The organism is Pseudoalteromonas piscicida (assembly GCF_002208135.1).
In the GTDB taxonomy this organism is placed as follows: domain Bacteria; phylum Pseudomonadota; class Gammaproteobacteria; order Enterobacterales; family Alteromonadaceae; genus Pseudoalteromonas; species Pseudoalteromonas piscicida_A.
In genome coordinates, this window is the sequence record NZ_CP021647.1 from 1,118,030 (window position 1) to 1,131,449 (window position 13,420).

7 protein-coding genes (1 of these 7 only partly in view) are annotated in these 13,420 nt (G+C 47.1%); all 7 read left to right on the forward strand.

What is annotated here, in order from left to right; genetic code table 11:
* Tightly spaced (at most 12 nt apart), the 7 genes in view from B1L02_RS23380 to B1L02_RS23405 form a layout consistent with a single transcriptional unit that may run on beyond the window.
* Positions 1-1,721: the 3' end of a non-ribosomal peptide synthetase gene (locus tag B1L02_RS23380; protein WP_088533089.1), read on the forward strand. The gene continues 19,444 nt to the left of window position 1, outside the view; the window shows 1,721 of its 21,165 coding nt (coding positions 19,445-21,165); its start codon lies beyond the left edge, outside the window; its stop codon occupies positions 1,719-1,721.
* Entirely contained in the window at positions 1,715-5,800 is a 4,086-nt protein-coding gene (locus B1L02_RS23385) for a type I polyketide synthase (protein ID WP_088533090.1), read from the forward strand. The genes B1L02_RS23380 and B1L02_RS23385 overlap by 7 nt, the downstream gene beginning before the upstream one ends.
* The gene (locus B1L02_RS23390; RefSeq protein ID WP_088533091.1) at positions 5,800-7,110 is read left to right on the forward strand and encodes an MFS transporter; all 1,311 of its coding nucleotides are present in this window, start codon (positions 5,800-5,802) and stop codon (positions 7,108-7,110) included. The genes B1L02_RS23385 and B1L02_RS23390 overlap by 1 nt, the downstream gene beginning before the upstream one ends.
* Positions 7,110-8,195: a hypothetical protein gene (locus tag B1L02_RS23940; RefSeq protein ID WP_157757280.1), complete on the forward strand. Its 1,086-nt coding sequence runs from the start codon at positions 7,110-7,112 to the stop codon at positions 8,193-8,195. Before B1L02_RS23390 ends, B1L02_RS23940 begins: the two co-directional genes overlap by 1 nt.
* The gene (locus B1L02_RS23395; protein ID WP_157757281.1) at positions 8,188-9,348 is read left to right on the forward strand and encodes an efflux RND transporter periplasmic adaptor subunit; all 1,161 of its coding nucleotides are present in this window, start codon (positions 8,188-8,190) and stop codon (positions 9,346-9,348) included. The genes B1L02_RS23940 and B1L02_RS23395 overlap by 8 nt, the downstream gene beginning before the upstream one ends.
* Complete coding sequence (locus tag B1L02_RS23400) at positions 9,348-12,434, forward strand: efflux RND transporter permease subunit (protein ID WP_088533093.1); 3,087 nt, start codon at positions 9,348-9,350, stop codon at positions 12,432-12,434. The genes B1L02_RS23395 and B1L02_RS23400 overlap by 1 nt, the downstream gene beginning before the upstream one ends.
* Before the next feature lie 12 nt (positions 12,435-12,446).
* Positions 12,447-13,316 carry a cupin-like domain-containing protein gene (locus B1L02_RS23405; RefSeq protein WP_088533094.1) on the forward strand — a complete coding sequence of 290 codons (870 nt, stop codon included), beginning with the start codon at positions 12,447-12,449 and terminating at the stop codon, positions 13,314-13,316.
* Positions 13,317-13,420 lie beyond the last annotated feature (104 nt).

Genomic DNA, 13,420 nt, shown 5'->3' on the forward strand with positions numbered 1-13,420 from the left:
ATGGCACCTCGCTGACATATCGCACGCTCGACGAAAAGGCCAATGGCTTAGCACGTGTTCTATTAGCTAGAGGCGTGCAGGTAGGTTCAAGGGTGGCGCTGTGTCTGCCTCGTAATGAAATAAGCGTTATTGCTGCCCTTGCTGTGTTGAAAGCGGGTGCAGCTTACATTGGGTTAGACCCCGAGTTACCAGCTGAACGTAGAGATTATATTCTATCAGACAGTGATGCCGACTTATTACTGTGTACCCAAGAAACAGCTCAAGCAGTACAAGGGGAATGCTTATTCTTGGATGACCTCGAGCGCATCATTGCGTCTGTAGAGCGGACAAGTCCTCAAATCAAGGTTCGTTGCGACCAACTGGCTTATGTGATCTATACCTCGGGTACTACTGGGCATCCTAAAGGCACCTTATTACAGCACAGTGCGGTCATGGGCTTTGCCCGTAACTCAGATGATTTACTGGATATTCAAGTCGGTACTCGGGTGTTGCAATTTGCTTCCATCGCCTTCGACTCTGCCGTATTAGAGTTTTGGGCGGCGTTAATGAATGGTGCAACTTTACTGTTAGCAGACAAAATGTCCGTTATGCCGGGCATTGCATTGGCACAAACCCTTGAAACCATGCAGGTAAACTTTGCTATCTTGTTCCCATCGGTATTAGCCAATACTCCCGTTCATGCGTATCCAGCACTGCATACCATTTTAACCGCAGGTGAAGCGCCTTCCTATGCACTGTTGCAATCTTGGAGTGCGCCGGCGCGTCGCATTATTAATGCCTACGGCCCGAGTGAAACGGGGGTAGGTGTGTCATTGGGTGACTTTGATATTAGTCGCAACCGCAAACCGCACATGGGGGTCCCACGCCCCGGCAGTAAGTTGTTTGTACTGGATGAGCAATTGCAACCAGTACCACCAGGTGCAGTTGGTACGTTATACATCGGCGGTCCATGTGTGGGGCTGGGTTATTGGCGCAAGCCTGACGTGACAGCAGCGCGGTTTACCACGCATCCAAGCTATGGCCGTTTGTATAACTCTGGCGACCTCGTGCGCTATGACGGCGACGGTAACTTGGTGTTTATTGGCCGCGCCGATAATCAGATAAAGCTGCGTGGTCACCGCGTTGAGCTTGAAGAAGTTGAAGCGGTGTTGTGCAACTTAGCCGAAGTAAGCCAAGCTGCGGTGGTGCCGCAATATGAAGGCGAAACCGTCACGGCGCTTGCTGCTTATATTGTAACCACTGCCCCTGCTGCACAAGTCAAGGCTCAATTGCAATCACTAGTACCGAGTTACATGGTACCTCAGCTTTGGTGTGAGCTTGCGGCTTTACCCACCGACGTCAACGGTAAAGTCAAACGCTCGGCCTTGCCGGCTGCTGAGGTAGTGAGCTCTGGCCCAAGGCAGCAAGCTAGTGGTCAGGTACAACAGACCTTAATGACACTTTGGCAAGAAATTTTGGGTCATAGTGACTTTGGAGTAACGGACAATTTCTTTGATGTTGGAGGCCAATCGATTCTCGCCACACGATTACAAGCGGCGATAAATCAAGCATTCGAAAAAGAAGTTGAACTATTGGCCTTATTCAAACACACCACAATTTCGGCACAAGCCAACTGGTTAAGTGATGAGACGGTTGAAGCTAAGCTGAAGCTAGGTAGTCAAGCCGGTAATAAACGACGTCAAGCGCGTCAACGTCAACGGAGAGGGAAAGAAACATGCTAAGCGAACCAACAACAATAACTGAGCTGGCAGAAGAGTTGGAAGACAGTATTGCCATCATAGGTATGGCTGGACGTTTTCCTAAAGCTGAAAATATCGAGGCCTTTTGGCAGACCTTGTGTGCTGGTCAAAGTGGCATGACAGTCCATCAACTGAGCGCAGAAGAACAAGCGCAATTACCAAAGGATTGGGTTCCGGTAACAATGAATTTAGAGGGCGCTGCTGACTTTGACGCTAATTTATATAATTTGTCGGCTCGCGAAGCGGCGATGATTGACCCGCAACAGCGTTGCTTTTTGGAAGTATGTCAAACCGCAATGGAACATGCAGGATATGCACCGAGCCAAGTTGACGGCAAGGTTGGCGTATTTGCAGGAGTCAGTCCAAGCCAATACTTTATTGAAAATGTGATTCATCACGTCGACAGTCACAACGCCATGAGCTTGTTTTCTGGCAGCTTGCCAGACCAACTAGCAACTCGCGTAGCGTGGCATTTAAATCTACGCGGTCCGGCAATGACGCTTGCAACGGCCTGCTCAACTTCGCTTACCGCTTTATCTGTGGCGGTTCAACACCTTGAAAGCTTCCATTGTGATATGGCGCTGGTGGGCGGAAGCTCGCTTCAGTTAGGGGATGAAAAGGGCTACCAATACATTGAAGGCGCTATCTTTTCACAAGATGGAATTTGTCGGCCATTTGATAAAAATGCATCAGGTACGTTGACTGGCAGTGGCGTAGCTGCTGTGGTACTCAAGCGCACCAAAGAGGCGCTTGAAGACGGCGACAACATCATTGCGGTGATCCGTTCCACGGCCCTTAATAATGACGGCAATGAGAAGGTCGGCTATACGGCGCCCAGTGAAAATGCTCAGACAGAATTGGTGATTGAAGCCATGACCGCCGCTGATTTACCCGTTGAACAAGTCAAGTTTGTAGAAGCACATGGGACCGCAACCAAGTTGGGGGATCCAATTGAACTCAATGCCTTGAGTCGTGCTTATGAAGAGCTTGGTGCGACGGCTCAGCAAACTTACGTGGGGTCGCTAAAAACGAACTATGGTCATTTGGATGCAGCCGCAGGCATTGCAGGAGTAATTAAAGCAGCACTGGTATTGGATAAAGGCGTTATTCCACCGATGCCACATTTTGAACAGCCAAATCCTGCCTTTGCAATGCAGACCAGTCCACTGAGAGTAAACCAGCAACCTGTTGCGTTAAACCAGCAAGAAACACTATTGGCGGGAGTCAGCTCATTTGGTATTGGTGGCACCAATGCCCACGTGGTGCTTCAAAATATGCCTACTAAAGCGCAAGCTACAGCGCAATTTAGTCCATGGAGCTTTGTTCCGTTAAGCGCGAAATCAACTAAATCGTTGAGCGATTACAATCAGGCCATCTTGGCGGAAGCTGAGTGCCGGGGTAAGCTATCCCGAGACTGCGTAAAGACTATGGTGCATGGCCGAGAGCGCTATCCACTGAGGCGTGCGGTGTTACTGCATCAAGGTGAAGTGTATGGGCAGGTAGGTGAGCATCAAGCGCAACATCAAGCCAAAGTGGCGTTTATCTTCCCAGGTCAAGGGACCCAGTTTGTACAAATGGGGATGGCGTTATATCGGACTGAGCCTGAATATCGTCGTCACTTAGACCAAGTCGCAGCCTATGCGTTAAATCGCGGTGTAGACATTATCGAGCTACTACACAGTGATGACGCTCAGCTGGCCATCACCAAAAACACCCAGCCGGTATTGTTTGCTGTGGAATACAGTTTAGCAAAGCTGCTGGCTTATTATGGTATTCAGGCAGATGCGTATCTTGGGCATAGCCTAGGGGAGTGGGTTGCAGCTTGTCTAAGCGGATTATTGTCGCTAGAAGAAGCAGTTAGTGCCGTTATTGAACGGGCGAGATTAATGGATAACATGCCCACAGGGGCGATGCTAAGTGTCTCGAAAAGCTGGCAAAGTATTGCGGATTTAATGCCAAACGGTGTTGAATTGGCCGTTGAAAATAGCCACGACACTTGTGTTATCGCGGGCAGTTTTGAGGCAATTCAGGAAGCCGAGTTAATCCTATCTGAAGAAGGGCTTTTGCCAAAACGCCTAAAGACTTCCCACGCTTATCACAGTCAGCAAATGGCTCCCATGTTAAGTGAATTCGAGCGTTTTTTAACGACACTTAAGTTTACTCAACCTAATACGCCGTGGATTTCAAACCGAAGCGGCGAGTGGGTCGATTTTGCGAAGGCTGCAACGCCCCAGTATTGGAGTGAGCATGTAAGACATACTGTGAAGTTCGCTGATGGTTTAGCCTTGCTAAAATCACAGCAGTATATTTGCGTAGAAGTCGGTCCTGGGCAGCTGTTCACACAGCTATTGAAGCGACAAGATTATCACTATGGCGTGGCAACCATTGGCAATGCAAAACAGCTTGGTCATGAACAACAGTCGTTGTTGCGAGCGATAGCTCAACTATGGACGTGTGGGGTTGAACCTAATTGGGACGTCATGTTGGGAGAAGGTGCTTATCAACGTCAAGTAATGCCAACCTATCCGTTTGAACGTAAAACCTATTGGTGGGGAGAAAAGCGCTTAAGCCACACGGAAGTTGCTGCTTCTGTAACGTCAGAGCCTGAACCTCAAGCCCATGGACTCAGCCCTGAAGCACAGATACTAAGTGTCTTTTCAGACTACTTTGACCGTGATGATCTCACTGTGGAGGATGACTACTTTAGTCTTGGCGGTGACTCACTACTGCTGGTGAGTGTGTTGAAAGACATCAACAGTAAACTAGGTGCAAGCTTAACACTTGATCAGTTCTTGCAAGCTCCCACGGCTAGCCAACTGAGTCAACTCGTTACTACGCAATCTAAACAAAGTAATGAAACTGAAATCGCGCTCACCCTGAGGGAAACACTGCAGCCTAAAAATACCGACGTTCAGGTTAACGCGGCCTTTATCACTGGGTGTACAGGATTCTGGGGGATCCACTTGCTACAGCAGTTGCTAGATTCTAGTGATAGTACTTTATATTGCTTAGTACGAGCGGAAGACGAAAGTTCTGCAAGGCAAAGGCTGTATCAAACTGCTAGGCATTACGGATTGTCGCTACAGGCCTCTAATTCGCGGATCAAGATCGTCATTGGTGATATCTGTGAGCCTCTATTTGGTCTGCCATCCGAGGCGTTTGAGGCCTTAAGCCAACAGGTAAGCAAAATATACCACCTGGCAGCTTCTGTTAACCATTTCTATGGCGTTGAGTCACTGCGCGCTGCAAATATTGATAGCGTAACAACTTGCTTGCAATTGGCGGCTCAAGGGCCGAAAAAACGGCTTATTTTCGCCTCTTCCATTTCAGTGTATTCCAATACGGCTTATGTGGGCGAAACACAAGTTCCAGAACAACCTGAGCTATTAACTGGCGAATTTAGTTCTGGATATGGACACAGTAAGTGGGCGGCAGAGCAGCTGATCTGGCAGGCCAAAGCGCGTGGATTTGATACGCTTGTCTTGCGAGCAGGTAACATTACCGGTCCTCAAGAAAGCGGACAATGTAATGAAAAAGACGCGATTTGGGCACTAATCAAAGGTTGTATTCAAGTGTCGGCTTATCCTCGCTCAGCGGCAGGATTGTATGTTGATATGTTACCGGTTGACCAAGCCTGCGCTATCACTCATGCATTGGCAGAACATGCACCTGCAGGCTCTGTATATCACTTAGTACCACATAATTTATTGACCTTCCACGACCTAGCCGAGCAAGCCAGAGCATTAGGTTATCCACTGCAAATTCTCGATGACACAATTTGGGCGAAACGGGTAACCGAGAGGCTGACAGAAGCGCAGCAGCGTCCGCTATATCGTATGTTACAGGCGCAAGAGGAAGAGGCAGAAGTCAATAAGCAGCTTCGTTTCAATAATGACTTGCTTTGTGAAACGCTACAAAAACAGCATCACAGCCTACCAGAAATTAGTGCAGGAACGGTAAACCGTTACATCCAAAGACTGATGGAACGTGGATTTTTACCCTGTGTAAATGAACTTAACAATCAAGAAAAAAGTGCAGCAGTACTGACTGAGGAAGAATAATGGACGAGCAAAAAAGCACCGCAAAAAAGCAAGGATTAGGTAGAGACTTTTGGATTTACCGATTGGGACAAAGCCTCTCATTGGTTGGTGATGCCGTGGGCATGCTGGCGTTAGGCTGGTGGATCCTAGAAAAAACCGGATCGGCTGCCGTGATGGGCACCATGTTGGCCATTCCTATGGCGATAGGCGTTGTACTTACCCCACTATTTGGTCCCATCGGAGACCGTTATAGCCGTAAGCATGTGATTGCCTTGAGTGACATAATTCGCGCGCTCGTGTTTGTCGCTTTGGCGGCCTGTGTGATGTTTGATCACTTTGATAAAGCACTGCTAGTTGCCTTGTTCACTGTGAACACCACTGCTGGGGCGCTTTTTAGCAGCTCATCTCGCAGTATTGTTGCTCAGCTAGTCGATAAGGCGTTACTCAAAGAGGCCATCAATAAAACAGAGGGTATCAACGCGATGGCGGGTATCGTTGGTGGCCTGCTCGGCGGCGCATTGGTATCTGTGTTTGGTGTGATGGTGGCGTTTTGGGTCAATACGGCGACTTTCTTCGTGGCGATGATTTGTTCACTGTTGATCCGCGCTAACACAAAAGCCAGCGAGAGCAGTGGTGTGATGGGAGTTAAAACTTGGTGGAATGCGGTATTAGAGGGATTCCGGGTGGTTTTCCAAGTACGCATACTGCTTGGTTTGTCATTGATTGTCATGTTTATCAATTTTACAGTTGCACCGTTGGAAGTACTGGTTCCTTACCTTGTAAAAGAAGTGGAGCAATTACCAGCTTGGTACGTAGGCTTGCTGGAGTCAGGGTTGGCAGTGGGCAGTATTTTAGGGGTGGTATTATTTGGTTTTATTGCCCAAAAAGTGTCATTAGATCGCATCATGCTATTTGCATTTTTACTCCTAGGTGTGTGTATCGGTTCCATGGCATTTAACATTCACATTTACCAAGTACTTGTTTCATTGACGCTAATTGGTTTGGCAACGGTATGGGCAAACGTGGTTCTGTCTTCGCAAGTGATGGCTTCCGTGCCAGATATTTTGCGCTCAAGAATTGGTGCGACACTTGGATTTATGGGTAAAGGGATTGAGCCTGTCAGCATGTCTGCGGTCGGGATAAGTGTGGATCAAGTGGGCTTTTCAACCACATTACTGGCGTTAGGAGCTGTTGCATTAGTGGTTGCACCTTGCTTGTATTTATTGCCGCATTTTAAAACCTTTATGCGCTTGGAAGCCGAGCAAGCGAGTGACTTTTTAAAAACCAGCTATCCCGCATTGGATAAAGCCGTTAAAGCAGGAGGTATCTAATGTTATCAGCACGTCGTCAAACTCAGCTTAACCACCTCATTGCTGCTCAGTTTTCAAGTCATGAAGGAATGCAGTACCAAGAGCTCGGAAACGGGGACATTCACGTTGCTTATGAAGTGACATGGCCACAACAGCCCGCAATGGTGGTTAAGTTTAGAAAGCGGTTTCCATATGGCGAAGTAGAGAGCCATTCAGCGTCGTTGATTGCCGGAGAATATCAAGGCACGCAATTGTTTTACCAAGCGCTTGCAGGCAGCGAATTGGCAGTCCCTCAGCGCTATCAAAGTGGCCAGTTAGACGGTCAATTTTGGGTCATAGAGTCAAAATTAGAACAGGCTGTGGCCTTTGCCGATTTTACTTCTGAACAAGCTCATCAGGCGGGTTGTACGTTGGCGCGAGCTTTATTCAGCGCTTATAAAAAGCCTGCACCTTGTGACGGTATGGGCAAGTTACTTTTTACCACTGAAGACGGTTTACAGGGCCAAAATGAAACCTCAAAGCAGCTTCAGTATCAATTTGAAAAGCAGCGTTTTATCAATCTTATCAGAGAAATAAGCGTAGAAGCACAAGCAGTGGCATTAATTGAAGCGCTAATGCTTAGTTATGAACTGCAAGCGTTACATGAATGGCCACTGACACTGGTGAATGAAGATATCCATCCGGAAAATCTGGTGTTACAGCACAACGGGCAGCTTGCGGTGATGGACCCGCAAGTGTCTATCGACTCAGGGTTGCGGTTTTTAGCGCACTTTTGGCTTAATTGTGCATACTTTTGGCCGCTCCTTCTAGGCGACAATATGACACAGCAGGATGAGCAAGCTTGGATTGCGAACTTAGCCCCATTAGGGGAAGGGTTTTTGCAAACCTGTATCACCCAGCGTGTACCAAAGGCTGCGTTTTATGCTGAGGCATTTTTACGTCAGTTGTATCTTTTATGGCGTCACCAAGAGTATGTCTCTGGTCGTTCGGAGCAAGGCTCTGACACCGTGCTTGGCTCAGTTCATGAGGCTACCGCTCGGATCCCTGCATTACTTAATCAATTACAAGCACTGTCGGTATTACTGCTGGAGGCACACCATGAATAAGCTTAAAACGGTTGCCTTGTCAGGTGCAATTTTGGTTTTTGGTGTAGTCGCTTTCGTTGGACTAAGCGCCCAAGATGAGCCGGATGTCGTTGAACCACAGCAACAGCTGCCCGTCGTAAGTGCCATCACAGTGCAAGAAGTGGAAGCACCGATCACTCTAACGACTCGAGGTCGAGTTGAACCTTTGTATCACACTCAACTGGCGGCGGAGGTGAGTGGTCGGATCGAAGAAGTGGCTGCCGAGTTTAACAACGGCGACTTGGTCAGCAACCAAGGAGCGTTACTCAGTATTGAACAGCACAGTTATCATGCCGCACTGTTAAAAGCAAAAGCTGTACTGAGCCGCGCCCAGGCGGAGTACACCTTGATCGAAGCACAAGCCAAGGTCGCAGAGAAAGAATGGCGAGGCGTTACAGATCAAACACCTTCCGATCTTGCGCTTTATAAGCCACAACTAGCAAGAGAGCTGGCAAATATTGAAGCTGCTAAGGCGGACTTGCTGATTGCTCAAAGAGACTTAAATAAAACGGTGATTAGAGCACCATTCAATGCTGTTGTTGCTACTCGCTCGGTGGGACTGGGTCAATACGTCGAACAAGGAGACGTGCTAGGGCAGTTGATGAGCACAGATATCGCACAGATTCGACTACCGCTAAGCGTTGCTCAGCTTAAGCGCGCACCATCGCTCATTGGAAAGCGAGTTGAACTTACTTCATCGCTGAGTAAAAAACGCTATGGCGAAATTGTACGTATTGAAAACACCACGGGCGAACATGCGGTAAATCACGTGGTGGTACGTGTTATGGATCCGTTAGCCTTACATTCAGACCAAGGAGCGCTGCGATTTGGTGATTATGTAATAGCAAAGATTGAGCTTGAGCAGAGTGTCCGTCACACTGCGATCCCAGCACGATTTTTACGTCAAGGCAGTGCTTGGGTTGTAGATGGCGAAGACCGTTTACACCAAAGGCAATTAACGGTTAAAAACTTCTATGAAGATCAGGCATTAATTTCAGCTGGGTTGGAAGCCGGTGATCGCTTGATAGTGACCCCACTGCAAAACCCAGTTGCTGGGATGCAAGTTGAAGTCAGACAAATCTCACCAGTTGATCAGTGGGTGCAGACGGCTACACCGAACAAGGAGATGCAGTGATGCTTCGCAATGTGGTTGCTTGGTTTATTAAAAACCCTATCGCCGTCAATTTACTGATGTTGTTTTTATTGATTGGCGGCGCGTTATCGTTTTTGTCTATTAATAAGCAGTTATTGCCACTTGAGCCCAATCAGCAAATTGAGATCATCGTTGAGTATCCGGGAGCATCGGCAGCTGAAGTAAAAATTGGGGTGACCGAAAAAATAGAGAATGCACTGCAAGGGTTAGCTGAGGTGCGCCGTATGGTGGGGCTCAGCAACAAGGAGTTAGCCCGAGTTCGTTTGACCTTAAGTGACGACAGTGATGCGCAACAATTGTTAGCCCGTGTGAAGCGTGAAATTGACGCATTATCGACGCTCCCCATCGGCATTGAACGTCCTGTGATTGAATATTTACCGCCACGCCATACTGTGATGTTTTTAGCCTTGTACGGCAGTGCAGATCAAAAAAACCTCAAAATGGCGGCTGCAAAGCTACAACGGGAACTCTCGCTGTTACCTGAGGTGCAATACGTTGACCATGATAGCGGTCGCGATTTTGAGGTCAGTATTGAAGTAGATCCTGATGCACTAAGGCGTTATGGCTTAACCATGACGCAACTGAGCGAACGGATCAATGCTTACTCAATAAACCAAACGGGTGGTTTTATCCGCAATGAACAAGGTGAAATCACCGTGCGAATGGAGAATCAGGCATACCGCTCTGGTGAATTTGCGACGATCCCAGTGCTCACTTTACCCAGCGGTGCCACGATCCTGCTTGGAGAAGTAGCCACTGTAAACGACACCTTGGCGGATGGTGCTTTTTTTGCCAGCTTTGATGGTAAACCTGCTCGTATTTTTCAAATTAGTGCAGCACCGGAGCAGGATATCGCGGTCGTATCAGAGGCGGTCAAACGCTATCTAGCAACGCATTCAGCGTCATTAGAAGCTGGCTTAACAGCGACTGCTTGGCTCGACTTTAATTACTATGTTGAAGGTCGCTTGGACATGATGATGGAAAACCTGCTTGCAGGTGCCTTGTTAGTTTTTGTGGTCCTGAGTTTATTTTTACGTCCTCGTATTGCCATGTGGGTAATGGCTGGGATCCCTATTAGCTATCTTGGCACTATGATGCTGCTGCCCATGGAAAGTGTATCGGTAACGCTTAATTTAATGAGCATGTTTGGCTTTATTTTGGTGTTGGGGATCGTAGTAGACGACGCCATCGTGGTGTCTGAAAGTGTCTATCACGAATGTGAGAGCGCAGGCTATCAACAAGCCAGCGTAATAAAAGGAGTTGAAAAAGTGTCGGTCGCGACGGTATTTGGCGTACTCACTACAGTCACTGCATTTTTACCGCTGTTGTTTGTGGAAGGGGAATCAAGAGAGCTATTTCGCAGTATTGGGTTTGTTGTGGTGTTCGCGATGTTGTTTTCAATCATCGAATCTAAATTGATATTACCAGCCCACCTTGCTGCGATTGGTCCAAAGAAGCGGGTGACCCCTGTGCTAGATAAATTACGCCACACCATTGCGCTTGGTATGCAGTCTTTTATTCGCGGCGTATACGAACCTGTTTTAAGAACTTTGCTACCAAAACGTTGGCCTGTGGTCAGTGCGTTTTTTGCGTTATTTATGGTTGCAATGGGTATGCTCTCAGGAGGTCATGTTAAGTGGATTGGAGATGCCCGCGTTCCGCATGATTTTCCCTCGATTCAACTTCGGATGGAAAGTACAGCCTCCGAAACGATGACGGTAGAGGCGATACGAGCTTTTGAACAAACCGTGTTAGATGTTGATAAGTCACTGGCTTCGCAATATGGCCAGGGTATGGTTGCCCATACTGCGGTGATCCTTGATGGTCCGCAAAATGCGGAGCTATACGTTAAGTTAGTAGATGATGAGGCGAGAAAATTAGATACTTTTGCGTTGGCTAAGCTGTGGAGACAAGCGCTTCCTAATATGCCGGGATTAAAAGAGTATCGGATCCAAGAAACACTAGATGGTGACCCTGAATCGCGAGACATTCAGATCAATGTAGTAGGTGAAGCCCCATTGCAAGTCGATGCTGCCGCTAAGCAACTAGAGCAAAAGCTAAACGCCTTATCTGCGGTTTATGATGTGACAAACAGTCAAAGTAATATGGATGTTGAAGTACGGTTAGCATTAAACGAAATGGGACAGAACTTAGGTCTCACACCAGATATGCTGATGTCTCAGGTTACTACTGCAATCTATGGTATTGAGGTACAGCGAGTGCTAAGAGATAGCTTTGAAGTCAAGGTGATGCTCAAGTATCCACAAGACTATAGAGCTCAATTACATCAGCTCGATAATATATATATTCACTTAGAAGACGGCACTGAATTGTTGTTTACAGATGTTGCCGACTATCAATTGATCCATGCTCCAACCGAAATTCGCTCTGATAACGGTAGACAAAATGTCGTCTTAATGGCGTCAGTGGATCCTCTGCGAGCGGATCCAGATGACATCTCAGAGCTGTTAGAAGAGAGCATTCTCGTTGAGCTGTCAGCTGAATTTCCTGAACTGACATTTAATCTAAACGGTGAGCTAAAAGAGCAGCAAGGCAGAATGTCTCGTCAAGCGGTGTTATTCCTATTATCGCTTTTTGGCATTTACGCATTATTGGCTATTCCATTGCGCTCTTACAAAAAACCCTTACTGATTTTGAGCGTCCTGCCATTTTGCTTTGTTGGTGCGGTATTTGGGCATTGGATCATGGGGCTAGGTATGAGCGTAATGTCGCTATTTGGGGTGATTGCAGCACTCGGTGTCGCGGTCAATGATGCCTTGATCTTGTTGGTGGCCCATTCAAAACCGGGTAGTCGCATAGTGCAAGTGGCTAGCCAGCGTTTTATGGCAATTACCTTAACGTCGCTGACGACATTTATCGGCCTGTTGCCGTTGATGTTTGAGACAGATTTACAAGCGCACATGGTGATCCCAATGGCGGTGTCTTTGGCATTTGGGGTTATAGCCAGTTCTTTCGCAACATTATTTATGTTGCCTGTACTACTAAAAAGCGCGGCAGTGAAACACAATAAATCGACTACCGCTGCTGCAAATTTTGACTTGGGTTAATAAGGAAAATTCATGGATAAGTATAAAGTTGACATTGTAGACTCGCTGACAGCTTCTGAGTTTAAGCGCAATTATTTAAAGCCAGACCGACCTGTACTCATTAAGGGAGCTATCAAACATTGGCAAGCGACCCAAGGGTGGGGAACCAGCTACTTCAAACAGCATTTTCCAGACCAGCAAGTGCCGGTAAAACGGTTTGAAAAAGGCAATATTATTAAAGAGGTGATGCCGCTTGGGGATTATTGTGATCAATTAGATGCCTATGAGCGTGGAGAAGGGGAGTTTCCGGCCTATTGTCATGATATTCCTATATTTCATGCCTTGCCTGAACTGAAGCAGGAAATAAATGAATTTCCTAGTAATTTTATGCCAATTGCATATAGTAATTGGTGGAAATACTGCCAGTTTTTTCTTGGCCCCTCGCAAAGTGTCACACCGCTACATTTTGACTGCTTATTGACGCATAATTTGTTCTTCCAAATAAAGGGGACTAAACGCTTTACGCTACTGCCATATGAAGATAGTCGTCATTGTGGTAGATATGGATGGCGTTGGTTCAAGCTTGATCCCGAGCAACCTGATCTGCAGCAATATGCTCAGTACGATAAGGACAAAGCGGTAGTCGTCGACGTTGAAGCCGGTGATATTTTGTTTATGCCAAGTGGTACTTTGCATCATGTTCGCTCTATGGATACCTGTGTGTCGTTTAATATTGATTTTCATAATCAACATAGCGCGTGGCGTGGTGTTAAAGCGCTATACGAAGGCATACCGGTAACTAACTTTTATTACAACTTTTTATGTTTATTGAGGTTGATGAAGCTGTTACCTGAGCGGGTGTTTTTCCGACTGTACAAAGGCTACCTCAATTATGTCTCTTAGGTAGTCAAGAGGTAATGCCAATCTACCTATGAGTAGAATTGGTATCAGCGCCACTTAAACTGTTTTTATCCTCAGTAAGTGGCGCAAATGGTTAATTTTAAAGG